The organism is Streptosporangium sp. NPDC002721 (genome assembly GCF_042888905.1).
Taxonomy (GTDB): Bacteria; Actinomycetota; Actinomycetes; order Streptosporangiales; family Streptosporangiaceae; genus Streptosporangium.
On record NZ_JBIAQI010000009.1, the window covers coordinates 114,488 to 140,460 of the forward strand.

General features: G+C 71.2%; 18 protein-coding genes. 13 read left to right on the top strand and 5 right to left on the bottom strand.

What is annotated here, in order from left to right; genetic code table 11:
* Positions 1 to 32: 32 nt before the first annotated feature.
* Complete coding sequence (locus ACFYWM_RS14385) at positions 33 to 1,577, top strand: protein kinase (protein WP_389913906.1); 1,545 nt, start codon at positions 33 to 35, stop codon at positions 1,575 to 1,577.
* Positions 1,578 to 1,809: 232 nt separating this feature from the next.
* On the top strand, positions 1,810 to 2,526 hold the full coding sequence (locus ACFYWM_RS14390; protein ID WP_389913909.1) for a maleylpyruvate isomerase family mycothiol-dependent enzyme: 717 nt from the start codon (positions 1,810 to 1,812) through the stop codon (positions 2,524 to 2,526).
* A 103-nt stretch (positions 2,527 to 2,629) separates the two neighbouring features.
* Here ACFYWM_RS14390 and ACFYWM_RS14395 read toward each other — a convergent pair whose 3' ends face one another.
* From ACFYWM_RS14395 to chvE, 4 genes are all read right to left on the bottom strand, one after another.
* Positions 2,630 to 3,727, bottom strand: coding sequence for a TerC family protein (locus ACFYWM_RS14395; RefSeq protein ID WP_389913912.1), 1,098 nt, complete (start codon positions 3,725 to 3,727; stop codon positions 2,630 to 2,632).
* 194 nt (positions 3,728 to 3,921) lie between these two features.
* Positions 3,922 to 5,208: a multiple monosaccharide ABC transporter permease gene (gene mmsB, locus ACFYWM_RS14400; protein WP_389913915.1), complete on the bottom strand. Its 1,287-nt coding sequence runs from the start codon at positions 5,206 to 5,208 to the stop codon at positions 3,922 to 3,924.
* Between the two features lie 8 nt (positions 5,209 to 5,216).
* Positions 5,217 to 6,746 carry a multiple monosaccharide ABC transporter ATP-binding protein gene (gene mmsA, locus ACFYWM_RS14405; RefSeq protein WP_389913918.1) on the bottom strand — a complete coding sequence of 510 codons (1,530 nt, stop codon included), beginning with the start codon at positions 6,744 to 6,746 and terminating at the stop codon, positions 5,217 to 5,219.
* 104 nt (positions 6,747 to 6,850) lie between these two features.
* Positions 6,851 to 7,987, bottom strand: coding sequence for a multiple monosaccharide ABC transporter substrate-binding protein (gene chvE, locus ACFYWM_RS14410; protein WP_389913921.1), 1,137 nt, complete (start codon positions 7,985 to 7,987; stop codon positions 6,851 to 6,853).
* 611 nt (positions 7,988 to 8,598) lie between these two features.
* Between chvE and ACFYWM_RS14415 the strand changes: the two genes are divergently transcribed.
* The 4 genes from ACFYWM_RS14415 (at position 8,599) to araA (ending at position 13,846) form a co-directional block, all read left to right on the top strand.
* Entirely contained in the window at positions 8,599 to 9,588 is a 990-nt protein-coding gene (locus ACFYWM_RS14415; protein ID WP_389914435.1) for a LacI family DNA-binding transcriptional regulator, read from the top strand.
* Between the two features lie 301 nt (positions 9,589 to 9,889).
* Positions 9,890 to 11,593: a ribulokinase gene (araB, locus tag ACFYWM_RS14420; RefSeq protein ID WP_389913925.1), complete on the top strand. Its 1,704-nt coding sequence runs from the start codon at positions 9,890 to 9,892 to the stop codon at positions 11,591 to 11,593.
* Between the two features lie 91 nt (positions 11,594 to 11,684).
* Complete coding sequence (locus ACFYWM_RS14425; RefSeq protein ID WP_389913927.1) at positions 11,685 to 12,353, top strand: L-ribulose-5-phosphate 4-epimerase; 669 nt, start codon at positions 11,685 to 11,687, stop codon at positions 12,351 to 12,353.
* Positions 12,350 to 13,846 carry an L-arabinose isomerase gene (gene araA, locus ACFYWM_RS14430; protein ID WP_389913930.1) on the top strand — a complete coding sequence of 499 codons (1,497 nt, stop codon included), beginning with the start codon at positions 12,350 to 12,352 and terminating at the stop codon, positions 13,844 to 13,846. Before ACFYWM_RS14425 ends, araA begins: the two co-directional genes overlap by 4 nt.
* Positions 13,847 to 13,984: 138 nt before the next feature.
* On the opposite strand, the gene ACFYWM_RS14435 is transcribed toward araA, so the two are convergent.
* Positions 13,985 to 14,170, bottom strand: a complete 186-nt coding sequence (locus ACFYWM_RS14435; RefSeq protein ID WP_389913933.1) for a hypothetical protein — start codon at positions 14,168 to 14,170, stop codon at positions 13,985 to 13,987.
* A gap of 464 nt (positions 14,171 to 14,634) precedes the next feature.
* Between ACFYWM_RS14435 and ACFYWM_RS14440 the strand changes: the two genes are divergently transcribed.
* The 7 genes from ACFYWM_RS14440 to ACFYWM_RS14470 are packed head-to-tail and all read left to right on the top strand — an operon-like array spanning position 14,635 to position 25,969.
* A complete protein-coding gene (locus ACFYWM_RS14440; RefSeq protein ID WP_389913936.1) occupies positions 14,635 to 16,314 on the top strand; it encodes an ABC transporter substrate-binding protein in 1,680 nt (559 codons plus the stop codon).
* A gap of 3 nt (positions 16,315 to 16,317) precedes the next feature.
* Positions 16,318 to 17,328, top strand: a complete 1,011-nt coding sequence (locus ACFYWM_RS14445; protein ID WP_389913939.1) for an ABC transporter permease — start codon at positions 16,318 to 16,320, stop codon at positions 17,326 to 17,328.
* On the top strand, positions 17,328 to 18,377 hold the full coding sequence (locus ACFYWM_RS14450; RefSeq protein ID WP_389913942.1) for an ABC transporter permease: 1,050 nt from the start codon (positions 17,328 to 17,330) through the stop codon (positions 18,375 to 18,377). The genes ACFYWM_RS14445 and ACFYWM_RS14450 overlap by 1 nt, the downstream gene beginning before the upstream one ends.
* Positions 18,378 to 18,383: 6 nt before the next feature.
* Positions 18,384 to 20,525, top strand: coding sequence for a dipeptide ABC transporter ATP-binding protein (locus ACFYWM_RS14455; RefSeq protein WP_389913945.1), 2,142 nt, complete (start codon positions 18,384 to 18,386; stop codon positions 20,523 to 20,525).
* A gap of 8 nt (positions 20,526 to 20,533) precedes the next feature.
* Positions 20,534 to 22,591: a hydantoinase/oxoprolinase family protein gene (locus tag ACFYWM_RS14460; RefSeq protein ID WP_389913948.1), complete on the top strand. Its 2,058-nt coding sequence runs from the start codon at positions 20,534 to 20,536 to the stop codon at positions 22,589 to 22,591.
* Entirely contained in the window at positions 22,588 to 24,297 is a 1,710-nt protein-coding gene (locus ACFYWM_RS14465) for a hydantoinase B/oxoprolinase family protein (protein ID WP_389913951.1), read from the top strand. Before ACFYWM_RS14460 ends, ACFYWM_RS14465 begins: the two co-directional genes overlap by 4 nt.
* Positions 24,290 to 25,969, top strand: a complete 1,680-nt coding sequence (locus ACFYWM_RS14470; protein WP_389913954.1) for a hydantoinase B/oxoprolinase family protein — start codon at positions 24,290 to 24,292, stop codon at positions 25,967 to 25,969. Before ACFYWM_RS14465 ends, ACFYWM_RS14470 begins: the two co-directional genes overlap by 8 nt.
* The last annotated feature ends 4 nt before the right edge of the window (positions 25,970 to 25,973 follow it).

Consider the following 25,973-nt stretch of genomic DNA (forward strand, 5'->3'; position numbering starts at 1 on the left):
ATTGTCGGGCTCGAAATCGTTTGCGGGGGAACGTGGAGGATCGGGAGGGGGCGGCGGCCGTGCTCGCCGGTCGGTACCGGCTGGACGAGCTGATCGGCCGTGGCGGTACGGGCGAGGTCTGGCGCGGTTACGACCTGCGGCCGGGCTGGGCGGTGGCGGTCAAGATCCTGTCACCGGCGGTGGCCGACGCCGCGACGCGCGAGAGGTTCGCCAGGGAGGCCAGGACCGTCGCGCGCGTCGTCCATCCCAACGTGGTGACGGTGCTCGACATGGGCGAGCACGAGGGGCGGCCGTACCTGGTGATGGAGTTGCTGACCGGCCGGGACCTCGCCGCCGAGCTGGCCGCGCGAGGGCCGCTGGGCGTGTCCGAGACGTGCCACCTGGCCGGGCAGGCGGCGTTCGGGCTGGACGCCGCGCACCGGGCCGGGGTCGTGCACCGCGACGTCAAGCCCGCGAACCTGCACCTGGGCGCGGGCGGCGCGCTCAAGGTCCTCGACTTCGGCACCGCCAGGGTCGCGACCGAGGCCGCGATGCGGCTCACCTCGGCGGGGAGCGTCATCGGCACGGCCGCCTATCTGTCTCCCGAGCAGATCCTCGGCGAGCCGGGAGAGGCGGCCTCCGACCTGTACGCGCTCGGCTGCGTCTGCTACGAGCTGCTGTGCGGGCGGCCCCCCTTCGTCGGCCCGGCCACCGAGGTGATCTCCCGGCACGTCCACGACCGGCCGGACCCGCTCAGGCGGTACCGGCCCGACGTCCCGGCGGAGCTGGAGCGGCTCGTCCTGGCCATGCTGGAGAAGGATCCCGCCGCGCGGCCGGCCGGGGGAGAGGTGGTCCGCCGGCTCGCCGACGCGGCCCGCCAAGACATAGCACCGCCGACGCCGACGTCCACGTACGACACCGTGTCATCGGGGATCACGCCGGGACCGGTGCCCGCGCCCGCGACGCCTGAGTCCGGTGTCCTTTCCGCGCTCGCGCGGGGGCGGTCGTCCGGACGGTCCGTCGCGATCGCACTGGGTGCGGTGGCCGTGCTGGTGGCGACCGCCGTCTGGGCGCTGGTGCCGTCGGACCCGGCGGGGCGGGTCACCACGGCGGTGCCGTCCGCGATCGCGGCGGCACCGTCCGGGACGCGTTCCCCGGAACGGCCGGTGTCGCCGTCACCCGCACCGGCCGTCTCGCGGAGCGCGTCCGTGACGCCGTCCCCGGCACCGGTGCGGTCGACGGCGGCACGGGGATGGCAGGAGCTCCTGCCCGCCTTCCACCGGGCGGTCACCGACCAGGAGCGCCAGGGGAAGATCGACCGCCGGGTGGCCCGTGAGATCCGCAAGAGGATCGTCAAGGCGGCCCGCGCCCTTCAGCGGGGCGAGAGCGAGAAGGCGCACGACGAGCTGAGCAGGCTCGTCCGGGACCTGTCCGAGGCGCGGCGGAAGGGCAGGCTCGCCTCCGACGGGCCGCTCATCGCCTTCCTGCGCGAGTCGGGGTTCGTCTTCCAGCCGGACGGCCGGGACCAGGGGCCTCGCCGCCAGCACTCCCGGGACCACGAAGACGACGAGGATGACGACGACGAGGACGAGGACTGATCGGTGGCCCCTCCCCGGACGACCGGCGCAGGTGGGCGGGGGCCGGTGGTCATCGTAAGGGCCGGCGCCGGTCGGTCCCGCCGTGGCGGTCCCGGATGCGCGCCTGCGCGCCGGGGGCGGTGCTGACGCCGCAGACGTCCAGGCAGCGGTCCGACCGCGGGCCGGACAGCGGGACGGCACCCGGAACCGCCGGTCAGGGAGATGTTCGCCGTTCTTCGGGTACGGCTGGGGCATGACCGACGAATCGAAGGATCCACTGGCGGGCCTCGACCCGTTCGACCTGTTCGACGCCGAGGCGGAACGTCTCGACCGTTTCTTCCGGGGACTCGACGCGGAGGGCTGGGGCCGTCCCTCGCGGGCGTCCGGCTGGTCGGTCCGGGACGTGCTCGGGCACCTGGCGGGGGAGGAGCTGTACAACCACGCCTGCCTGGACGACGACATCGACGGTTTCACCGCGATGCTCCGGCGCGAGGGGGTGGACGGCGGCTTCGACGGTTTCAACGAGTGGTGCGTGGAGAGGCGCCGGGGCGTTCCGGTCGGGACGGTGCTCCAGGAGTGGCGGCGGGAGAACGGGGACACGCGCGAGCGGATGCGCGCCCTCGGCCACGAGGCGCTGCTGCCGACCTTCGCCGGGCCGTACCCGGTGGGGTCGCAGACCTTCCACTACGCCTCCGAGTACGCCACCCACGCCGACGACGTCGGCGCGCCGGTCGCGGAGGGCGAGGCGGAGGAGCGGGCCCGGTGGCGGGCCCGGGTGGGGGTGTTCGTGCTCGCCGAGCAGGAGTCGAAGGTCCGGGCCGAGCCGACCGCCGACGGGGTCCGGGTGCACGCGGACGGGACGAGCGAGCTGCTGCCGGTCCCGGTGTTCGTGGAGGCGACGGTCGGGCGCCTGCCCGACGACCACCCCCTCGACCGCGGGCTCAGGTCCGCCCTGCGCTGCCTGGCCTGAGCGGCGGCCCGCCCGCTCACAGGTCTGTCCGCCGCCCTGCCCGGCCGCTCGTCCGCCGGGCGGGGCGGCCCGCCCCCGTACGCCCGTCCGGCCCGCCCGCGTCTCAGTCGTCGGTGGATCCCCGCCCGCCGGAACGGCCCTCCTGAGCCTGTCCCTGACTCCGGCCCTGTCCCTGGCCCTGCTGTCGGCCCTGCTCCCGGCCCTGCTTGCCGTCCTTGCGGCGCATCCGGTGCAGGGTGCCCGCGTGGGCGCGCTCCTCCGGGTGGTTGCGCACCCGCCGCAGGCTGGTGACGACCGTGACCAGCAGGACCAGGAAGATCACTCCGAGGGAGACCGGGGTGGGGACCTCGGGGAAGGACTTCGAGACGTCCTCGTGCAGGAACGTCAGGATGAGCTTGAGACCGATGAAGCCGAGGATGACCGCCAGGCCGATCGACAGGTAGACCAGGCGTTCGAGCAGGCCCTCGATCAGGAAGTACAGGGCGCGCAGCCCCAGCAGCGCGAAGGCGTTGGCGGCGAAGACGATGAGCGGGTGCTGGGTGACGCCGAAGACGGCGGGGATGGAGTCGAGGGCGAACAGCAGGTCGGTGCTCCCGATGGCGAGGAAGACCAGGAACAGCGGCGTGACCACCCGCCTGCCGTTCTCGCGGGCGACCAGCTTGCCGCCGTGCATGTCGTCGCTGACCGGCAGCACCTTGCCCGCGCGCCGGATCAGCGGGTTGCTCTCGACGTCGGGGTCCTGGTTCCGGTGCCGGACGAGCTGGATCGCCGTCCAGATCAGCAGCAGGCCGAAGATCAGGAACGTGAAGGAGAAGAGGGCGATCGCCGCGGCGCCGACCGCGATGAGGACGGCTCGCAGCACCAGGGCGGTGGCGATGCCGAAGAGCAGCACCTTCTGCTGGTGCTCCTCGGGCACCGAGAACCGCGCCATGATGATGACGAAGACGAAGAGGTTGTCGACGGAGAGGCTCTTCTCCACCATCCACCCGGCGAAGTACTCCGTCGCCAGGCCCGACCCGGCCAGCCACCACAGGACCAGGCCGAAGGCGATGGCCACGCCGATGTAGAAGACCGTCCAGGCGGTGGCCTCGCGCATGCCCACCGTGTGCGGCCGGCGCGCCGCCACCACGAAGTCGAGGGTGAGCAGCACCACCACCAGCGCGATGACCGCGATCCACATGCCCACCGAGTCGATCGCCATCCGTGTCCCCTCTTACCGGCCGAGACCACTCGCTTACCCCGGGCGGGGACCCCCACACCCGACGGTCGCCGAAGGGGCCTCGGTGCCCGCCGAAGGGGATCACCGTGGTCACAGACGGGTCCGCCCCCTGCCCGCCGGGGTGTCCGGCGGGCAGGGGGCGGAAGGAGCGGAGGGGGTGAGGCCGATGTGGAAGGTCAGCGTGTCGCGCCCGCGCGGCGCTTGGTCCACACGTCGAGGGCCACGGCGGCGAGCAGGACCAGGCCCTTGAAGAGCAGGACCTGCTCGCTGGGCGCGCCGATCAGGGACATGCCGTTGTTGATCACGGCCATGATGAGACCGCCGGTGAGCGCGCCGACCACCTTGCCCACGCCGCCCTGGACGGCGGCGCCGCCGATGAACGCGGCCGCGATGGCGTCCAGCTCGAAGCTGTTGCCCGCCGTCGGCCCCGCCTGGTTCAGCCGCCCGGCGAAGATGATCCCGGCGACCGCGGCGAGCACGCCCATGTTGACGAAGAGCCAGAACGTGACGGACTTGACCTTGATGCCCGACAGGCTCGCCGCGTTCAGGTTGCCGCCGATGGCGTAGATGTGGCGGCCGAAGACGGCGCGGTTGGTCATGAGGGTGTAGCCCAGGACGAGGGCCGCGAGGAGCACCAGCACCCAGGGCAGGTTCTTGAACCTGGCCAGCTGCACGATGATGACCATCACCACCGCGGCGGCGGCACCGATCTTCAGGAAGAACAGCGGCAGCGCGTCGACCTTCTGCCGGTAGCCCAGCCGCGCCTGGCGGGCCCGCCACTGCGTGCCGGCGATCCCGGCCACCGCGGCCAGGCCGATGAGCAGCGTCAGCACGTCGGCGCCGCCGAGCGGGCCGAGGCCGATGTTGCCGAAGAGGCCGGGCACGAAGCCGTTGGCGAGGGTGCGCACCTCGTCGGGGAAGGGGCCGATGCCCTGGTTGCCGAGCACGGTCAGGGTGAGCGCCCTGAAGATCAGCATTCCGGCCAGCGTCACGATGAACGCCGGGATGCCGAAGTAGGCGATCCAGTAGCCCTGCCAGGCTCCGATCAGCGCGCCGACGACCAGCGTGACGAGGAGGGCCAGAGGCCAGGCCACGTCCATGTCGACCATCAGCACGGCCGCGACCGCGCCCGTGACCGCGACCACCGAGCCCACCGACAGGTCGATGTGCCCGGCGATGATGATCAGGATCATGCCGATCGCGAGAATCAGGATGTAGGAGTTCTGCACCATGATGTTCGAGATGTTCTGCGGGCTGAGCAGCCTGCCGTCGGTCAGGACGGAGAACAGCACGATGACCAGCGCGAAGGCGATGTAGATGCCGCTCTGCCGCAGGTTGAAGGAGAAACGGCCTCCCGGTGCCTTCGCGGGCACCGCCAGAAGGTCGCCGCCGCCCGGTGGCGGTGCTCCGGTCTTTCCTGCGGGTTCGGCGACTCCACCTGCCGGGACCTGACCGCTGCTCATCGTGCTCCCTACTCCTTTTCCTTGGTCATGAACTGCATGAGCCGCTCCGGGGTGGCCTCCGCCCGGGAGACCTCACCGGTGATGCGACCGGCCGACATGGCGTAGACGCGGTCGCAGACGCCGAGCAGCTCGGGAAGCTCCGAGGAGATGACCAAGATGGCCTTGCCCTGGTCGGCGAGCTGGTTGATGATCGAGTAGATCTCGTACTTGGCACCCACGTCGATGCCCCGGGTGGGCTCGTCGAGGATGAGCACGTCCGCGTCGGTGAAGATCCACTTCGACAGCACCACCTTCTGCTGGTTGCCGCCGCTGAGCTTCCCGGTGACCGACAGCACGCTGGGAGCCTTGATGTTCATGCTCTCGCGGAAGTCGTCGGCGACCTGGTACTCCTTGTTGTCGTCGACCCAGCCGCGCTTCGCCAGCTTCCTCAGCGCCGCGGCCGAGACGTTCCGCTTGATGTCCTCGATCAGGTTGAGCCCGTAGCGCTTGCGGTCCTCGGTGGCGTACGCGAGCCCGTGGCCGATCGCCTCGCCGACCGTGCGGAGCTGGATCTCCCGGCCGTCCTTGTAGACGCGGCCGGAGATGCCGACCCCGTAGCTGCGGCCGAACACGCTCATCGCCAGCTCGGTGCGCCCGGCGCCCATCAGACCGGCCAGGCCGACGATCTCGCCGCGGCGCAACGTCAGGTTGGCGCCGGAGACGACGACGCGGCCGTGCTGGCTGGGGCTGTGCACGGTCCAGTCCTCGATCCGCAGCGCCTCCTCGCCGATCTTCGGCTCGTGCGGCGGGAAGCGGTTCTCCAGGTCGCGGCCGACCATGCCCGAGATGATGCGGTCCTCGCTGACCCGGTCGTCGCTCATGTCCAGGGTCTCGATCGTCCGGCCGTCGCGCAGGATCGTGGTCGAGTCGGCGATGGCCCGGATCTCGTTCAGCTTGTGGGAGATGATCACCGAGGTGATGCCCTCCTCGCGCAGCCCGCGCAGCAGGTCGAGCAGGTGCGCGGAGTCCTCGTCGTTGAGCGAGGCGGTCGGCTCGTCGAGGATGAGCAGCCTGACCTTCTTGGAGAGCGCCTTGGCGATCTCCACCAGCTGCTGCTTGCCCACCCCGATGTCCATCGAGGCCGTCACCGGGTTCTCCCGCAGCCCGACCCGCTCCAGCAGCTCGGCGGCCTCGGCGTTCGTCCGGTTCCAGTCGATCAGGCCGCGGCTGGTCCGCTCGTTGCCGAGGAAGATGTTCTCGGCGATCGACAGGTACGGGCTGAGCGCCAGCTCCTGGTGAATGATCACGATGCCGCGCTTCTCGCTGTCCCTGATGTCGGAGAAGCGGCACGGCTCGCCGTCGAAGACGATCTCGCCGTCGTACGAGCCGTGGGGGTACACGCCGGACAGGACCTTCATCAGCGTCGACTTGCCGGCGCCGTTCTCCCCGCAGATCGCGTGTATCTCGCCTCGCTTCACCACCAGGTTGACGTCCTGCAGGGCTTTGACACCCGGGAACGTCTTGGTGATGCCGCGCATCCGAAGTATGTCGTCGGTCATGCCGTCCGCCTCCGCACTGCCTTCCCGCTCCGTGGCACCCGGCCGGCGGCGGGTGGGGAGCGCCGCTGGCCGGGTGTCGTCCGTCATGACACCGATACAGCCACTTACTTGAGCTGGTCCTCGGTGTAGTAGCCGGAGTCGACGAGGACCTTCTTGTAGTTGTCCTTGTAGACGATCACGGGGTCGAGCAGGTTGGACGGGACGACCTTGTTGCCGTTGTCGTAGTCCTCGGTGTTGTTCACCTCGGGCTTGCCGCCCTTGAGCACGGCGTCGGCCATCTCGACGGTGACCGCGGCCAGCTGGCGGGTGTCCTTGTAGATCGTCGCGTACTGCTCACCGGCGATGATCGACTTCACCGAGGCGACCTCGCCGTCCTGGCCGGTGACGACCGGGTAGGGCTGGTCGGAGGTGCCGTAGCCGCTGCTCTTCAGCGCCGACAGGATGCCGATGGACAGGCCGTCGTACGGGGAGAGCACGCCCTGGACCTTGGTGTCGCCGGAGTAGGCCTTGGTGATCAGGTCCTCCATGCGCTTCTGCGCGGTGGCGGGGTCCCAGCGCAGGATCGCGACGGTCTTGAAGTCGGTCTCGCCGCTCTTGACGACCAGGGTCTTGTTGTCGATGTACGGCTTCAGGGTCTCCATCGCGCCGTTGTAGAAGAAGGTGGCGTTGTTGTCGTCCGGGGAGCCGGCGAAGATCTCGATGTTGAACGGGCCCTTGGCGTCGCCGTCGGAGCCGTCCTCCTTCTTCAGCCCCAGGCCGACCAGCAGCGAGGTCGCCTGCTGCACGCCCACCTTGAAGTTGTCGAAGGTGGCGTAGTAGTCGACGTTCGGCGAGTTGCGGATGAGCCGGTCGTAGGCGATGACCGGGATCTTCTTGTCCGCCGCCTCCTGGAGCTGCGTGGTGATGGCGGTGCCGTCGATCGAGGCGATGATCAGCAGCTTGGCGCCGCTGGTGATCTGGTTCTCGATCTGGTTGACCTGGGTGGGGATGTCGTTCTCCGCGTACTGCAGGTCGACCTTGTAGCCCAGCTTCTCCAGGGCGCCCTTGACGTTGTTGCCGTCGTGGATCCAGCGCTCGGAGGACTTGGTGGGCATGGTGACGCCGACGAGGGTGTCGGCGGGTGCCGCGGAGGCCGTCCCCGACGCGCCCTGGTCGACGGTCTTGACGCTGGAGCCACAGGCCGTCACTCCCATGGCGAGAGCCAGGCCCACCGCGGCGGTGGCCAGCTTCGCGAACTTCATCGAATACCTCCAGTGTGGGAGCCCGTCCCGGCCCAGGGGCGGGCCGGGACAGCGGTGGGACGCGGTGCGTCCCGGGAGTAGCGGGTGCCGTGGCGGCGCGTCCGGGCCTGCGGCGTGCCACTGCCGGGGCGCGCCCTGTCCGATCCGCGCCCACGGCGGCACCGGAGGGGGCCGGGGCACGGCCCGCTCCGGTGTGCGTGAGCGTTGTGGTGAACGGGTCCGTGAGCGTCTTCGCGGACCTCGTCGCGAGCGTCGTCGTGATCATCACTGCGAGCGCTCACATCAGCGGCGTCAGACCACGTGGTGGTTCGTCCGGCTGTGTGACGAGCTATCAAATGCCCGGGTCGGCCGACTGTCAACCCCCGGGCGGCCAGGAGCTCTGGCACCATGGAGACCTTCTCGCAGGAGATGTGAGCGCTAACAAGAGAGTACGCGCCAGTTAAGGGCGTGATGACGGCAACGTCAAGTAGGCGTTAACAGATGATCTCTGAGTAATCAGAACGTAATCTCGGGGGTGCTTGACGCGAGGCATTGTTAGCGCTCACAGTCTGTCCCAAGCCGTCCTGAAGGAGCCGACCGTGAGCCCGAGCCTCGAACGACGTCCGCCGGTCATGGCGGACGTCGCCACGAAGGCCGGCGTGTCGCACCAGACGGTCTCGCGCGTGCTCAACGACCACCCCAACGTCCGCGCCGAGACCCGCGCCCGGGTGCTGGAGGCGATCAACGAGCTGGGCTACCGGCGCAACATGGTCGCCCGCGCCCTGGTCACGAGACACACGCGCACCCTCGGGGTGGTCAGCTTCGACACGACCCTGTACGGGCCCGCGAGCACGGTCTACGGGATCGAGCAGGCGGCCAGGGCGGCAGGATACTTCGTCAGCATGGTCAGCCTCAAGACCATCGACACCGCGGGCGTGCGCGACGCGCTCGGCTACCTGGCCGAGCAGGCCGTCGACGGGATAGTGGTGGTCGCGCCGCAGCGCTCCGCCGCCCCCGCGCTGGCCGACGTGCCCACCGACATCCCCGTGGTGGCCGTCGAGGGCAGCCACTCCGGCGACGTGTCGGTGGTCAGCGTCGACCAGATCGAGGGCGCCCGCCTGGCCACCCGCCACCTGCTCGACCTCGGCCACGAGACCGTGTGGCACGTCGCCGGCCCGTCCGACTGGCTGGAGGCCGACGGGCGGATCGAGGGCTGGCGCGAGGTGCTGACCGCCGCGGGCCGCCCGGTCCCCGAGCTGCTGTCCGGCGACTGGAGCCCGCGCTCCGGCTACGAGGCCGGGCTGCGCCTGGCGGCGACGCCGGGGGTCACCGCGGTGTTCGTCGCCAACGACCAGATGGCGCTCGGGGCGCTGCGGGCCTTCGCCGAGCTGGGCGTGCGGGTGCCCGAGCAGCTCAGCATCGTGGGGTTCGACGACATCCCCGAGTCCGAGTTCTTCACCCCGCCGCTCACCACGATCAGGCAGGACTTCGGGGCGGTCGGGAAATACAGCATCGAGGTCCTGCTCAGGCAGATGGAGGCGGGAGCGGAATGGTCCCACGAGCGACACGTCGTCCCGCCGCGGTTCGTGGCCAGGGCCAGCACCGCGCCGTTCCGCGCCTAGGCCCGCGTGCAGTGGTCCCGCCCGCCGTGGTCCCGCGTGCTGTGGCATCGCGTGGCGCGGCTTCACGCTTGAGCCCGCGTGGCGCGGCTTCGCGCTCGGGTCCGCCTGCCGTGGTCCCGCGTGCCGTGGCTTCGCGTGTCGCGGCTTCACTCCCGAGCCCGCGTGGGGTGGCTTCGCCCCCGGGCGCGCGTACCGTGGTGCCGTACCGCGCCTGAACCCCGCGGATCCCGTGCGGTCGCCCGTGCCGGACTCCCCCTGCCCGAGGTCCCAACGTCCCGATGTCCGATGTCCTGGAGATGATGTGAACGCTAACAACGATCGTTACGTGGTCGGTGTCGACTTCGGTACGCTGTCGGGCCGCGCCGTGGTGGTCCGGGTGAGCGACGGTGCCGAGGTGGGCGCCGCCGTGCACGAGTACGCCCACCGGGTGATCGAGGACCGGCTGCCGGGCACCGGCGCGCGGCTGGGTCCCGACTGGGCGCTGCAGTCGCCGGAGGACTGGCGCGAGGTGCTGCGCCAGGCGGTGCCCAAGGCGGTGGCGGCGGCCGGTATCTCCCCGTCGAAGGTCATCGGCCTGGGGACCGACTTCACCGCCTGCACCGTGCTGCCCGCCACCGCCGACGGCGTCCCGCTGTGCGAGGTCGACGGGCTCGCCGGCCGCCCGCACGCGTGGCCGAAGCTGTGGAAGCACCACGCGGCGCAGCCGCACGCCGACCGGATCAACGCCGTCGCCGCCCGCAGGGGAGAGGCGTGGCTGCCCCGCTACGGCGGGAAGATCTCCTCGGAGTGGGCGTTCGCCAAGGGCCTCCAGGTGCTGGAGGAGGACCGGGAGGTCTACGACCGCGCGGAGCGCTGGATCGAGGCCGCCGACTGGATCGTCTGGCAGCTCACCGGCGTGGAGACGCGCAACGTGTGCACGGCCGGGTACAAGGCCATCCGCCAGGACGGCCACTACCCCTCCGAGGAGTTCCTCGCCGAGCTCAACCCCGCCTTCACCGGTTTCACCGCCAAGCTCGGCGGGGAGCCGTCCCCCCTGGGCGGCCTCGCCGGACGGCTGGACGCCCGCGCCGCCGAGTGGACGAAGCTGCCCGAGGGCATCGCGATCTCGATCGGCAACGTCGACGCCCACGTCACGGCCGCCGCCGCCGACGCCGTGCGGCCCGGCCAGATGGTCGCCATCATGGGCACCTCCACCTGCCACGTCATGTCCTCCGACGCCCTGGCCGAGGTGCCCGGCATGTGCGGCGTGGTGCGCGACGGCATCGTGCCCGGCCTGTGGGGGTACGAGGCGGGCCAGTCGGGCGTCGGCGACATCTTCGGGTGGTTCGTCGAGACCTCGGTGCCCGGCTCCTACGAGCGCGAGGCGGAGGAGCGCGGGCTCACGGTGCACGAGCTCCTCACCGAGCGCGCCGCGGAGCAGCGGGTCGGGCAGCACGGCCTGGTGGCGCTCGACTGGCACAACGGCAACCGCTCGGTGCTGGTCGACCACAACCTCTCGGCCGTGGTCGTCGGCCAGACGCTCGCGACGCGCCCCGAGGACACCTACCGGGCGCTGATCGAGGCCACCGCGTTCGGCGCCCGCACGATCGTGGAGACCTTCGAGGGCTCCGGGGTGCCGGTGACCGAGTTCGTCGCCGCCGGGGGCCTCATCAAGAACCGCTTCCTGATGCAGGTCTACGCCGACGTGCTGCGCCGCCCGATCTCGGTGATCGGCTCCGAGCAGGGGTGCGCCCTGGGATCGGCCATCCACGCCGCGGTCGCCGCCGGGGCCTACCCCGACATCACCTCGGCCTCGGCCGCGATGGGCGGGCGCGGCGAGGCCGCCTACGTCCCCCACGCCGGGCGCGCGGACGCCTACGACCGGCTGTACGCCGAGTACCGCCGCCTGCACGACCACTTCGCCGGCGGGGAGATGCTGCACGGCCTGCGCGCCCTGCGCAACGAGGCCGGCACCCCGGCCGGGGAGAACGACAAGAGCACGTCGACGAACGAGGAGGACGCGTGACCGGGCGCGAGGAACACCTGATCGGGCGAGGTCTGCCCCCGGCCCCGCGTGCGGCCGGGCGTCCGGGCCCGTACGGGACGGGGGCGGCCCGATGAGCGCCGTCGTCAGGAAGCTGCGGGAGACGGTCTCCGCGCTCCACCAGGAACTGGTCCGCTACAACCTCGTCGCCTGGACCGCCGGGAACGTCTCCGGCCGGGTCCCCGGCGAGGACCTCTTCGTCATCAAGCCGTCCGGGGTGATGTACGAGGACCTCACCCCCGAGTCGATCGTGGTGTGCGACCTGGACGGCGAGCTGGTCGAGGGCGAGCTCGCCCCCTCCAGCGACACCGCCGCGCACGCGTACGTCTACCGGATGATGCCGCACGTGGGCGGCGTGGTGCACACCCACTCCACGTACGCCTCCGCCTGGGCGGCGCGCGACGAGGCCATCCCGTGCGTGCTGACGGCGATGGCCGACGAGTTCGGCGGCGAGATCCCGGTGGGGCCGTTCGCGCTGATCGGCGGGGACGACATCGGCAAGGGGATCGTCGCCACCCTGGAGGGCCACCGCTCCCCGGCGGTCCTGATGCGCAACCACGGCGTCTTCACCATCGGCGCGGACGCCCGCGCGGCCGTCAAGGCCGCGGTGATGTGCGAGGACGTCGCGCGCACCGTGCACGTGGCCCGCCAGCTCGGCGAGCCGGTGCCCATCGCGCAGTCCGACATCGACAGCTTGTACAACCGCTACCAGAACGTCTACGGGCAAAGGAGTCCGCGGTGACCCTCCACGAGCGTGAGATCTGGTTTCTCACCGGAAGTCAGGGCCTGTACGGCGAGGACACGCTCGCCCAGGTGGCGGAGCAGTCCAGGAGGATCGCCGAGCAGCTCGACGAGTCGCTGGCGTTCCGGGTGGTGTGGAAGCCCGTGCTCACCGACGCCGGCGCGATCCGCCGGGTCTGCCTGGAGGCCAACGCCTCGGACGCCTGCGTCGGGGTGATCGCCTGGATGCACACCTTCTCCCCGGCCAAGATGTGGATCGCCGGGCTGGACGCGCTGCGCACGCCGCTGCTGCACCTGCACACCCAGGCCAACGTGGAGCTGCCGTGGAGCTCCATCGACATGGACTTCATGAACCTCAACCAGGCCGCGCACGGCGACCGCGAGTTCGGCTACATCCAGTCCCGGCTGGGCGTCGCGCGCAAGACCGTCGCCGGGCACGTGAGCGACCCGGCGGTCGCGGCGCGGGTCGGCGCGTGGGCGCGGGCCGCGGCCGGGCGCGCGGAGGTGGGCTCGCTGCGGCTGGCCCGCTTCGGCGACAACATGCGGGACGTGGCGGTCACCGAGGGCGACAAGGTGGAGGCGCAGCTGCGCTTCGGTGTCTCGGTCAACACCTACGGCGTCAACGACCTGGTCGCCGCCGTCGACGCGGCCTCGGACGCCGACGTGGACGTGCTGACCTCCGAGTACGAGGACGTCTACAAGCTCGCCCCCGAGCTGCGCGCCGGAGGCGAGCGCCACGACTCGCTGCGGTACGCCGCCCGCATCGAGCTGGGGCTGCGCCACTTCCTCACCGAGGGGGACTTCGGCGCGTTCACCACCAACTTCGAGGACCTGGGCGGGCTGCGGCAGCTGCCGGGCCTGGCGGTGCAGCGCCTGATGGCCGACGGCTACGGCTTCGGCGGCGAGGGCGACTGGAAGACCTCGGTGATGGTCCGCACCCTGAAGGTGATGGCGGCCGGTCTTCCCGGAGGCACCTCCTTCATGGAGGACTACACCTACCACCTGGCCCCCGGCCAGGAGGTCATCCTGGGCGCGCACATGCTGGAGGTCTGCCCGACGATCGCCGCAGGGGTGCCCTCGTGCGAGATCCACCCGCTGAGCATCGGCGGGCGCGAGGACCCGGTCCGGCTGGTCTTCGACGCGGAGCCGGGACCGGCCGTGGTGGTCGGGTTGTCCGACATGGGGGACCGGTTCAGGCTGGTGGCCAACGAGATCGACGTGGTCACCCCCGCCGAGCCGCTGCCCAGCCTGCCCGTCGCCCGCGCGGTGTGGAGGCCCCGCCCGAACCTGAGCACCTCCGCCGAGGCGTGGCTCACCGCCGGAGGCCCGCACCACACCGTCCTGTCGTCGGCCCTCACCACCGAGGAGCTCACCGACCTCTCCGAGATGCTCGGGGTCGAGCTCCTGGTCATCGACGCGGACACCACCCCCCGCCAGTTCGCCAAGGAGATCCGCTGGAACCAGGCCTACTACCACCTGGCGCGCGGCTTCTGATCCGAGAGGTTCCCGTCCCCACCGGCTTCCGGTGCCCCGCCGCTCGGAGGGGTGCCGGAAGCCGTTGTCGTACACGGGGTGCCGGCGGGTTGCCAGGGGGTTACGGGCGTACATGGACGGACATGGGGGCCGGGAGGGCTACGGGCGGAGCCGGTGGCCGTCGTCCAGCAGGCGGGAGAGCACGCTGAGGGTGGCCGCGCCCGCCGCGACGCCGCTGAGCAGGGAGAGCGGCCAGGCGGTCCCGGCCACCAGGGCGAGCGCGCAGGCCAGCGTCGCGATCACGGCCGCGGCGGTCACGACGAGCAGGACAGGTACGGAGAACATCGGCTCACTCCCGCGGGGAATGCCGCCGGGGTCCCGGCGGCACTGTGGTGCTGTGGCGTTCTGGTCGAGGACCGGCTCCGGTCGGACCCGTACCCGCCCCGGCATGTCCTGCCCATCCTGGGCGCGATAATCATGAACTCGGCGTGCCGTGCCGGTGCCGGAAAGGGGAACGGGCGGGGGTTCCGGTGTGCCCGGCTTCGCCGGGAAGATAGCCGGGAAGATAGGAAGCGCCGGTCACAGCCGGGCGTCATTCGTGTGAAATTCAGTGAACATGGCCCCTCGACGTGATCTTTCTCGCCTGCCATTTCCGTCCTGAGCACGGCTTTTGTGCGTGAACAAGCCTCGATCCCTTGTTCACCAAACTCAGGTCTGATAGAACAAACGGCACATGTAGGTCGGGTGGGCGTCAGTGCGGCGATCCGCCCGCCTCGCGGCCTATCCCTCATGGCCCCTGGAGGACTGCGATGCCCGGTTTCCCTCACCCCCACGGTCCGGTGTCCCCCGAGCTGTCCCGTCGCTCGATCCTGCAACTCGGGGGTGGGGTGGCCCTCCTCTTCGCGACCGGGTGCGCCGCGGGCACCAAGGCGGGCGACTCCGGCACCCCGGCGGCGAGCACGGCCCCCGGCGGGAGCGGCGCCCCGGCCGCCTCGGCGCTGCGGATCGCGGTGGGCAGCTACCTGAGCAGCTGGGACCAGGACTTCGTCGGGTTCGACCTGACCGCGCTGATGCTCTACAAGAACGTCTTCCCCTACATGGTCGACTACGGGGTCACCTCGGTCGGCGGCGGCCAGATCCTCGACACCGAGGCCGTCGCCCCGACCTTCGCCGAGTCCTTCGAGCCCGACGCCGACAACAAGGTCTGGACCCTCAAGCTGCGCAAGGGCGTGAAGTTCGCCAGCGGCAACGAGATGACCGCCAGGGACGTCAAGTGGTCCAAGGACCGGGCCTTCGCCGCGAAGGCCAACGTCGCCGGGATCTACCGGCTCATCGGGCTCACCGAGGCCGACCAGGTCAAGGTGGTCGACGACCACACCGTGACGTTCACCCAGGCCTTCCCCAGCGCCCTCACCCGGCAGATCCAGGCCATCTCGCTGTACGTCTTCGACTCCGAGGAGGCGAAGAAGCACGCCACCCCCGACGACCCCTGGGCCAAGGAGTGGTTCGCCAAGAACCCCCCGAGCGGCGGCTACTTCAACGTGGGCAAGGCGGTCCAGGGCCAGGAGATCGTGCTCACCGCCAACACCGGCTACCCCGGTCCCGACGGTGCCAAGACCCCCGAGATCAGGCTCACCGTGGTGCCCGCCGCCGCCAACCAGCGCCTCCAGCTGCAGAACGGCGACATCGACATCGCCCTGGGGATCGGCCAGCGCGACATCAAGGACCTCAAGACCACCGAGGGCATCAAGGTCATCTCCGCGCCGAGCAACAGCCAGGTCGCCATCCAGATGTCGGTGACCACCGCCCCCTTCGACGACCCCGCGGTGCGCAAGGCGCTCGCCCAGGCCGTCCCGTACGAGCAGATCATCGCCAACGTCTACGGCGGCGACGCGCGGCCCGCCAAGAGCGTCGTCCCGCTGGACATGCCCGGCTACTCCGAGACCGGCTACCCCTACACCTACGACGTCGCCAAGGCCAAGGAGACGCTGACCGCGGCGGGCAAGACCTCGATCACCTCCGAGCTGGTCTTCCAGACCGACAGCGAGGAGCAGCAGCAGATCGCCGTCATCGTGCAGAGCGAGGCGAGGAAGGCGGGCATCGAGCTGAAGCTCACCCCGCTCGACCCGGCCACGCTCGCCGAGCGCAGGGAGAAGAAGAACATCCCGCTGCAGATCACCGTGGGCCAGCTCTGGGTCAACGACGTGGAGTACATGCTCGGGACCAGCTTCACCAAGGGCGCCAGCCTCAACTACTCCAACTACGTCAACGACGAGATCGAGAAGATCTTCGAGGACTCCCACACCGTCGTCGACGAGGCCGGGCGCGCCGAGCTCTGGCTGCGCGTGCAGGAGATCCTGGCCGGGGACGTGCCGTGGGTCGTCGTCTGCCAGCCCAACTTCAACCTCCCGGTCAGGGAGGAGGTGGCGGGCTGGGTCCAGCCGATGGACGGTCTGGCCCGGCTGCGCTACCTGAGCGTCGCGAAGTAACCCGTGCGCGTCCTCCGGTTCCTCCTCGGACGGCTGCTCCAGCTCGTCCCGGTGCTGCTCGGGGTGGTCGTCCTGACCTTCCTCCTCGTCAGGGTCCTGCCGGGCGACCCGATCCGTACCATCCTCGGCCCCAACGCCACGGAGGCCGACGCCGCCGCGGCGCGGGCCAGGTTCGGGCTGGACCAGCCGCTGTGGCGGCAGTTCCTCGACTACGCCGGGGGGCTGTTCACCGGTGACTTCGGCACCTCCATCCAGAGCGGCGCCCCGGTGGGCTCGGAGATGGCCGTGCGGGTCGGGCCGACCATGGAGCTCGTGGTGATCGCGCTGACCGTGGCGCTGGTGCTGGCCACGGTGCTCGGCATCTGGTCGGCGCGGAACGCGGGCAGGTTCGGTGACCACACCGTCCGCGTCGCGGCGCTCGTCGGCAACTCGGTGCCGGAGTTCTGGCTCGGCCTGGTGCTGGTCCTCGTCGGCTACAGCGTCCTGGGCTGGTTCCCCGCGCCCAGCGGCCGGGTGGACCCCGACACCGACCTCAGCCTGATCACCGGCGCCGACCTGCTCGACGCGGCGCTGACGGCCAACGGCCCCGCGTTCGTCTCCGCGCTGGAACACCTCGTGCTGCCGGTGGCCACGCTCGTCATCGTCATCGTCGCGCCGCTGCTGCGCAGCGTCCGGGCCTCCGCGCTGGAGGTGCTCGCCTCCGAGGCGTACACGGCCGCCGCCGCGCACGGGCTCAAGGCCCGGCTGCTGCTGCGCGGTTACCTGGTACGGGCCACGCTGGTGCGGCTCCCCGCGCTCGCGGCCCTGGTGTTCGGCTTCTCCATCGGCTCGACCGTCCTCGTGGAGTACGTCTTCTCCTGGCAGGGCTTCGGGCAGTGGGCGCTGCGCGGCCTGCTCTACCGGGACTACCCGGTGGTGCAGGCGTCGGTGCTCGTGATCGCGCTGTTCTACGTGGTGGTGTTCCTCATCGCCGACGTCGTCCACGCGATCCTCGACCCGAGAGTGAGGATCTGATGCCGGACGCCGAACACGCCCCCGACGCCGGACGCGGTTCCGACGCCGGACGCGCCCCGGAGGCGGGACAGGCCCTCGACGCCGGACGCGTTTCGAAGGCCGGACAGGCCCCCGACGCCGGACGCGTCCCGAAGGCTGGACGCGCCCCCGAGACCGGACACGACCCCGGGACCGGGACCGGGACCGGGACCGGGCGCCCTCCGAGGACGAAGCGCGTCCGGGAGGCCGGTGGGGACCGGCGTTTCGCGTCGTCCCTGATCACGGCCGGTTCGGTGATCCTGGCGCTGGTCGCCGTGGCGGTCGCGTTCGCGCCGCTGCTGACCGCGTGGGGCCCCGAGGAGATCGACCCCCTCGCGTCCCTCGCCCCGCCGGGCGGCGCCCACCTGCTGGGCACCGACCTCAACGGCATGGACGTATGGAGCCGGGTCCTGCACGCCGCCAGGCTCGACGTCGGCATCGCGGTCGTCGCGGTCGCCCTGGCCGTGGTCGCGGGGAGTCTCGTCGGCCTGGTCGCCGGGTACCGGGGCGGCTGGCCGGACGACGTGCTGATGCGGGTGCTCGACGTCTTCCAGGCGTTCCCCACCTTCATCCTGGCCCTCGCGGTGGCCGCGCTGCTCGGCGGCGGGACCGCCAACCTGGTCGCGGTGATCGCGCTGGTGAACGCGCCCGCGTACGCCCGGCTGGTGCGGGCCGAGGTGCGCTCCATCAGGGAACTGCCCTTCGTGGAGGCCTCCCGCACCTCCGGCGCCTCCTTCTGGGGGGTGCTCTGGCGGCACGTACTGCCCAACAGCCTGACCCCGGTGCGCGTCATCGCCCCGCTGAACTGCGGCTGGGCGATGCTCACGCTGGCCGGGCTGTCCTTCCTCGGGCTCGGCGTGCCGGTGCCCACCGCCGAGTGGGGCGCGATGATCAGCCTCGGCACCGGGGACGTCGTCGCCGGCCGGTGGTGGACCTCGGTGCCTCCCGGCCTCTTCCTGCTCATCTGTGTCCTGGGCTTCAGCCTCCTCGGCGAGGGCCTGCAGGAACGCGCCGACTCCACGAGGAGGTGACGGACGATGACCCTCCTGTCGATCGAGGACCTCTCCGTCGTGATCGACCGTCCCGGACGCCGGGTGGCCGCGCTGAGCGGGGTGAACCTGAGCGTCGAGCCCGGCGAGGTGGTCGGCCTGGTCGGCGAGAGCGGCGGCGGCAAGAGCATGGTGGCCCGCTCGATCGTGGGCCTGCTGCCCGGCGGCTCCCGTACGACCGGGAAGGTCCTGTTCGACGGCGCCGACGTGCTGACGATGGGCGCGGCCGAGCTGGAGTCCTTCCGGGGGCACGGCGCCGCGATCTGCTTCCAGAACCCGCGCGGCGCGCTCAGCCCCACCAGGACCGTCGGCCGCCAGCTCGTCGACCGGCTGGTCACCCACCGGGGCCTGGCCGCCGCCCCCGCCAGGGAGGTCGCCGCCGAGCTGTTCGAGTCGGTCGGTATCCGCAGCCCGAGGCGACGGCTGGACGCCTACCCGCACGAGCTCTCCGGCGGCATGGCGCAGCGCGTCATGATCTCGCTGGCCACCGGGTGCGCCCCCGGCCTGCTGATCGCCGACGAGCCCACCACCGGGCTGGACGTGACCCTCACCAGGGAGATCCTCAACCGCTTCCGGCTCGCCGCGAACGCCGAGCGGCGCGGGGTCCTGCTCATCTCCCACGACCTCGCCTCCATCGCGGAGGTCTGCGACCGCGTCGTGGTGCTCTACGCGGGGACGGTGGTGGAGAGCGGTCCCGGGCCGCAGGTCCTCGACGAGCCCGCCCACCCCTACACGCGGGCGCTGCTGCGCTCGGTGCCCGACATCGACGGGCGCCCGGTGGTCGCCACCCCCGGTGCGATGCCGCTGCCGGTGGAGGCGCCGTCCTCCTGCCCGTTCGCGCCGCGCTGCGCGCACGCGACGGAGCTGTGCACGACGGAGCTGCCGCGCCCCGAGGACCTGGCCTCCGACTGGAGCGCCGCCTGCTTCCATCCCCGCTCCGGGCCCCTCACCGACCCCGTCGCCTTCACCGATCCCGTCATCTTCACCGAGACCGAGACCGAGACCCGGACCTCACCCGCGCCTACGACCGCCCCCTCCGTGGCCGTCCCGTCCGGCGCGTGGACGCTCCCAGAGGTGGAGGCGGTCTCCGGCAGAGGGACGGTCTCCGGGAGAGGGGCGGTCTCCGGGAGAGGGGCGGTCTCCAGGGACCCCGCGGGGAGGACCGGTGGGGAGGTGCTGCGCGTCGAGGACGCGCACGTCCTCTACCGGGCCCGCTTCGGCGGCGGGGGCCACCACGCCCTGCGCGGGGTGAGCCTCGGCGTCGCCGCGGGCGAGACCCTGGGCATCGTCGGGGAGAGCGGCTGCGGCAAGAGCACGCTCGCCAGGCTGATGCTCGGGCTGGTGGCGCCCTCCTCGGGAAGGGTCGAGGTGGCCGGGCGGGTCCTGTCCGAGGTGCGCGGCCGGGAGCTGCGCCGCCTGCGTACCCGCGCCCAGCTGGTCTTCCAGGACCCCGTGGGGTCGCTCAGTCCCCGGCGGACCGTGGCGGACGCGATCGGCGAGCCGCTGCGCGCCGCCGGGGTGCCCGCCGCCGAGCGAGCGTCGCGCGTCGCCCGCGTCCTGGAGCGCATGGAGCTGGACCCGTCGATCCTGGGGCGGCGCCCGCACGAGCTGTCCGGCGGGCAGGCGCAGCGCGTCGGCATCGCCCGCGCGCTCGTCGGCGACCCCGACCTGATCGTCTTCGACGAGCCGACCTCGGCGCTCGACGTCACCGTGCAGGCGCAGATCCTGAAGGTGATCGCCGAGGTGAGCGGCGACCGCTCGCGCGGCACGGTCTTCATCTCCCACGACCTCGCCACCGTCCGGGGGTTCTGCGACCGCGTCGCGGTCCTCTACCTGGGAAGGATCGTCGAGGAGGGGCCGGTGGAGGAGGTCTTCGGCAACCCCCTGCACCCCTACACCCGGGCGCTGCTGGCCGCGGCCCCCAGCCTCGGCGCCGGGTACGGCGGCCCGCGGGTCGAGCTGACCAAGGACCTGGAGGAGGCGGACGCCGCCACGGGTTGCGCCCTCGCGCCACGCTGCCCCTTCGCGACCGGCGAGTGCCGGGAGCGGGAACAGGAACTCCGCCCGTACGACGCGAGCCTGGTCGCCTGCCACCGCGCCGCCGAGATCCCCGCGCTGATCGAAAGGTGACATCCGCGATGCCCGACCCCAAGCACCTCCGGCTCGCCGTCGACATCGGCGGCACCTTCGTCGACGCGATGGAGCTGGACACGCGCACCCACGAGGTGCGCTTCAGGAAGGCCTCGACCACCCCGGCCCGGCCCTGGGAGGGCGTGCTCGACGCGGTCGCCGCGCTCGGCACCGACCTGTCGAAGGTGGAGCTGTTCATCCACGGCACCACCCTCGGCCTCAACGCCGTCCTGGAGCGGCGCGGCGAGCCCACCGGGATCGTCACCAACGACGGCTTCCGCGACATCTTCCTCATCGGCAGGGGCAACGTGCCCGCCGACCACATGTACGACTTCCAGTACGAGCGGCCCGAGAGCCTCGTGAAACGCCGCCACACCGCGGGGGTGCGGGGACGCCTCGACCACCGGGGCCGGGTGGTCGAGGAGCTCGACGCCGCCGGGGTGCGGGAGGCCGCCCGCGTCCTCGTCGAGGAGCGGGGAGTGGTGTCGATCGCCGTCTGCTTCCTGTACTCCTTCCTCGACCCCTCCCACGAGCGGGAGGCCGCCCGGATCATCCGGGAGGCCTACCCGGACGTGACGGTCTCGGTCTCCACCGACATCGTCAGGGAGTACCGCGAGTACGAGCGCACCAGCACCACCGTCCTCGACGCCTACATCCGGCCGATCTTCGAGAGGTACGTGGACCGGCTGGAGCGCGGGCTGGCCGAGCGCGGCTTCGACGGGCGATTCCTGATCATGCGGTCCGGCGGCGGTTCCATGACGTCGTCCGTGGCCAAGACCTCCCCGACGCACACCGTGCTGTCGGGCCCGGCGGGCGGCATCGTGGGCGCGGCGCACATCGCCGCCGCCCTCGGTCGCCGGGACCTTCTCACCTTCGACATCGGCGGTACCTCCCTGGACGCGTGCGTGATCGAGCACGGGTCCCCGGTGGCCGCCTACGAGGCGCAGCTGGAGCACTTCCCGCTGCTGATCCCCACGTACGACATTCGCACGATCGGTGCCGGAGGGGGCTCGATCGCGTGGCTGGAGCGGGGATTGCTGAAGGTGGGGCCGCAGAGCGCGGGTGCCGACCCCGGCCCGGTGTGTTACGGCCGGGGCGGCACCCGCCCCACTGTCACGGACGCGGCGGTCGTCCTCGGCTACGTGGACCCCGGCCGCTTTCTGGCCGGGACCATGGAGCTGCGCGCCGACGCCGCCCGCGCGGCGCTCGACGAGCAGGTGGCCGGGCCCCTCGGGCTCAGCCCGGAGGCCGCGGCGGCGGGCGTCTTCGACGTGCTGCTCGCCAGGACCGTCGGCGCGGTCCGGCAGATCACGGTCGAGCGGGGACACGACCCCCGGGGCTTCTCGCTGCTCGCGTTCGGCGGGGCCGGGCCGCTGCTCGCCCCGCTGCTCGCGGCGGAGATGGGCATCGGCGAGGTCGTCGTACCGTTCGCGCCGTCGGGCTTCTCCGCCTGGGGCATGCTCAGCGCTGACATCGTCGACGACTTCTCCCGTACGGTGATGGCCACCCTGGACGACGCCGACCTCGACGCGCTGGAGACGGTGTTCAAGGGCGTCGAGGCCGAGGCGGTCGCCTCGCTGGAGGCGCAGCGGGTCCCGGCCGGCCGGATGGTCCTTGAGCGCCAGTTCGAGCTGCGCTACCTGGGCCAGGAACACTCGCTCATCGTCACCGCGGGCCGCGACCTCGACCGGGACGCGATCAGGCGGGCGTTCGAGGAGACCCACACGGCGCGGTACGGGCACGCCATGGACAACCGGGTGCAGATCCTCAACCTGCGGGTACGCGGGATCGGCCGCACCGACAGGCCCGAGCTGGTGACGCGCCCGCCGGGCGACGGCGACGCGGGCCGGGCGCTGCTCGCCCGCAGGGACGCCTACGACTTCGGCACCCGCGCCACGGCGTCGTTCGCCGTCTACGACCGCGCCCTGCTGGAGCCGGGCGACACGTTCGACGGGCCCGCCCTGGTCGACGAGGGCACCTCGACCACCGTGGTCCCCTCGGGCCAGCGGGTCGAGGTCGAGGAGCACGGCTATCTGCTGGTACGGCTTGTGGAGGCGGCGTCATGACGGAGCGGCGGGACGGCGCGGGACGGGATGGCGCCCAGCACGACGGCGCCCGGTTGGACGGCGCGACCGCCGAGGTGGTGCGCAGTTACCTGCTCGCGGCGGCGGAGGAGATGCGGGCCACGCTGATCCGCACATCGTTCAACCCGGTCATCTACGAGGTCCACGACTTCGGCATGTCGATGTACGACGCGGACCTGCGGCTGATCGCCGAGGCCACCGGGCTCACCTTCTTCCTCGGCGCCAACGACTTCTCGCTCCGCAAGGGTGTGGAGTATGTGGGGCGGGAGAATCTGCGGCCGGGTGATGTGGTGTTGCTGAATTACCCGTATTGGAACGCGGCGCATTCGTATGACGCGACGTTGTTCTGTCCGGTGTTCGTGGGTGTGGATCTGGTGGGTTTCTTGTGTGTGCGGGCTCATTGGATGGATCTGGGGGCGAAGGATCCGGGGTATGTGCTGGATTCCACGGACATGCATCAGGAGGGGATCATCTTTCCGGGGACGAAGGTGTTCTCGGAGGGTGTTCCCAATCGGGAGATCATCGAGTTGATCCGGTTCAATTCGCGGATGCCTGATCTGGTGATCGGTGATCTGAACGCTCAGGTGGCCGCGCTGCGCACCGGCGAGCGCCGGTTCCTGGAGATCCTGGAGAAGTTCGGCCGCCCGACCGTGGACGCCGCGGTCCGGCGGATGGTCGAGGACGGCGAGGCGCGCACCCGCGCCGCCCTCGCCGAGCTGCCGCAGGGTTCGTGGACGGCGGTCGACTGGCTGGACGACGACGGCATCAGCGAGGACCCGGTGCGGATGGAGGTCACCGTCACGATCGCCGACGGAACCTTCACCGTCGACTTCGCCGGTTCCTCGCCCGCCACGCCCGGTCCCATCAACATGCCGTTCGGCGCGACGATCGCGATCTGCAAGGTAGTCCTCAAGGCGCTCACCTCGCCCGACGAGCCGTCCAACTTCGGCACGACCGTCCCCCTGGAGGTGCGGGCCGAGCCCGGCACGCTCTTCCACGCCGTCTACCCGCAGCCGACGTTCACCCTCTGGACCGGCATCGTCGCGGTCGAGCTCATCCTGAAGGCGCTGGCACAGGGCATGCCGGAGCGGCTTCCGGCCTCCTCGGGGGGTGACGTGCCGGGGTTCATGATGGTCGGGATCCATCCGGAGACCGGGCGGATGTTCGCGGTCAGCAACAACGACCCGGTCGGCTGGGGCGCCACCCCCTCCCACGACGGCATGAACGCCGCCACCCACGTCTCGGGCAGTACGGGACGCATCACCCCGATCGAGGTCCTGGAGGCCAGGACGGGGATGTTCTTCGAGCGGGTGGAGATGCGTGAGGACTCCGGGGGCGCGGGGAAGTTCCGGGGCGGGGTCGGTCTGCGGCGTGACATCCGGTTCGTGGTGCCGGGGGAGTTCCTGTCGGTGATCAAGAAGACGCGGTCACGGCCCTGGGCTTTGGAAGGCGGGCTGGAGCCGGAGCCCAACCAGGTGGTGGTCTTCCCCGGCACCGAGCGCGAGCACCGGGTGAGCACGAAGCGGACCAGGGTGGAGATCGGCGACCGGGTCACGTTGCTGACGGCCGGGGGTGGCGGGCACGGCGATCCGCGCGAGCGCGACCCCGGCCTCGTCCGGCGCGACGTCGCCGAGGGATACGTCTCTCCCGAAGCCGCCCGCGAAACCTACGGGATCGACGATGTCTGAGCCCTCGGGAAGCCGGGTGGACGGCGCGACGGTCGAGGTGGTGCGCAGCCATCTCGCCTCGGCCGCCGAGGAGATGCGGGCCACGCTCGTCCGTACCGCCTTCAATCCCGTCATCTACGAGGTCTTCGACTTCGGCATCTCCGTCTACGACGCGAGCCTGCGCCTGGTCGCCGAGTCGACCGGGCTGAGCCGTTTCCTCGGCGCCAACGACTATTCCATCCGCAAGGGTGTGGAGTATGTGGGGCGGGAGAATCTGCGGCCGGGTGATGTGGTGTTGCTGAATTACCCGTATTGGAACGCGGCGCATTCGTATGACGCGACGTTGTTCTGTCCGGTGTTCGTGGGTGTGGATCTGGTGGGTTTCTTGTGTGTGCGGGCTCATTGGATGGATCTGGGGGCGAAGGATCCGGGGTATGTGCTGGATTCCACGGACATGCATCAGGAGGGGATCATCTTTCCGGGGACGAAGGTGTTCTCGGAGGGTGTTCCCAATCGGGAGATCATCGAATTGATCCGGTTCAATTCGCGGATGCCTGATCTGGTGATCGGTGATCTGAACGCACAGGTGGCCGCGCTGCGCACCGGCGAGCGCCGGATCCGCGAGCTCCACGCCCGCTACGGCGCGGCGGTCGTCGAGTCCGTCGTCGAGACCGTGATCGCCACCGCCGCCGAGTCCGCCGCCGAGGCCGTCGCCCGCCTCCCGCAGGGGTCGTGGACGGCGGTCGACTGGCTGGACGACGACGGAATCACCGGCGACCCGATCCGCATGGAGGTCACCGTCACCATCGCCGACGGAACCTTCACCGTCGACTTCGCCGGTTCCTCGCCCGCCGTGCCCGGCCCCGTCAACCTCCCGTTCGGCGCGACGATCGCGACCTGCCGGGTCGCGTTCAAGGCGATCACCGCGCCGGGGGAGCAGACCAACGCCGGGCACTTCGCCCCGCTGGAGGTGCGGGCCGAGCCCGGCACGCTCTTCCACGCCGTCTACCCGGCGGCGACCTTCACCCAGTGGACGGGGACGGTCGCCCTGGAGCTGATCTACAAGGCGCTGGCGCAGGGGATGCCGGAGCGGCTTCCGGCCTCCTCGGGGGGTGACGTGCCGGGATTCATGATGGTCGGGACCCATCCGGAGACCGGGCGGATGTTCGCGGTCAGCAACAACGACCCGGTCGGCTGGGGCGCCACCCCCTCCCACGACGGCATGAACGCCGCGAACCACCTGTGCCAGACCCAGGCCCGCAACACCCCCGTCGAGGTCCTGGAGGCGAAGACCGGGATGTTCTTCGAGCGGGTGGAGATGCGTGAGGACTCCGGGGGCGCGGGGAAGTTCCGGGGTGGGGTCGGTCTGCGGCGTGACATCCGGTTCGTGGTGCCGGGGGAGTTCCTGTCGGTGATCAAGAAGACGCGATCACGGCCCTGGGCTTTGGAAGGCGGGCTGGAGCCGGAGCCCAACCAGGTGGTGGTCTTCCCCGGCACCGAGCGCGAGCACCGGGTGAGCACGAAGCGGACCAGGGTGCAGATCGGCGATCGGGTCACGTTGCTGACGGCCGGGGGCGGCGGGCACGGCGATCCGCGCGAGCGCGACCCCGACCTCGTCCGCCGCGACGTCGCCGAGGGCCACGTCTCCCCCGAGGCCGCCCACCGGATCTACGGGATCGGGGCCCTCCGATGAACGA

Bases quoted from the DNA above. Each gene is read 5' to 3' on its own strand.
- mmsA (WP_389913918.1), bottom strand. From the start codon at position 6,746: ATGACCGACGACATACTTCGGATGCGCGGCATCACCAAGACGTTCCCG.
- ACFYWM_RS14435 (WP_389913933.1), bottom strand. From the start codon at position 14,170: ATGTTCTCCGTACCTGTCCTGCTCGTCGTGACCGCCGCGGCCGTGATC.
- mmsB (WP_389913915.1), bottom strand. From the start codon at position 5,208: ATGAGCAGCGGTCAGGTCCCGGCAGGTGGAGTCGCCGAACCCGCAGGA.
- ACFYWM_RS14395 (WP_389913912.1), bottom strand. From the start codon at position 3,727: ATGGCGATCGACTCGGTGGGCATGTGGATCGCGGTCATCGCGCTGGTG.
- ACFYWM_RS14470 (WP_389913954.1), top strand. From the start codon at position 24,290: ATGTCTGAGCCCTCGGGAAGCCGGGTGGACGGCGCGACGGTCGAGGTG.
- chvE (WP_389913921.1), bottom strand. From the start codon at position 7,987: ATGAAGTTCGCGAAGCTGGCCACCGCCGCGGTGGGCCTGGCTCTCGCC.
- ACFYWM_RS14440 (WP_389913936.1), top strand. From the start codon at position 14,635: ATGCCCGGTTTCCCTCACCCCCACGGTCCGGTGTCCCCCGAGCTGTCC.
- ACFYWM_RS14450 (WP_389913942.1), top strand. From the start codon at position 17,328: ATGCCGGACGCCGAACACGCCCCCGACGCCGGACGCGGTTCCGACGCC.
- ACFYWM_RS14425 (WP_389913927.1), top strand. From the start codon at position 11,685: ATGAGCGCCGTCGTCAGGAAGCTGCGGGAGACGGTCTCCGCGCTCCAC.
- ACFYWM_RS14455 (WP_389913945.1), top strand. From the start codon at position 18,384: ATGACCCTCCTGTCGATCGAGGACCTCTCCGTCGTGATCGACCGTCCC.
- ACFYWM_RS14465 (WP_389913951.1), top strand. From the start codon at position 22,588: ATGACGGAGCGGCGGGACGGCGCGGGACGGGATGGCGCCCAGCACGAC.
- ACFYWM_RS14390 (WP_389913909.1), top strand. From the start codon at position 1,810: ATGACCGACGAATCGAAGGATCCACTGGCGGGCCTCGACCCGTTCGAC.
- ACFYWM_RS14415 (WP_389914435.1), top strand. From the start codon at position 8,599: ATGGCGGACGTCGCCACGAAGGCCGGCGTGTCGCACCAGACGGTCTCG.
- ACFYWM_RS14460 (WP_389913948.1), top strand. From the start codon at position 20,534: ATGCCCGACCCCAAGCACCTCCGGCTCGCCGTCGACATCGGCGGCACC.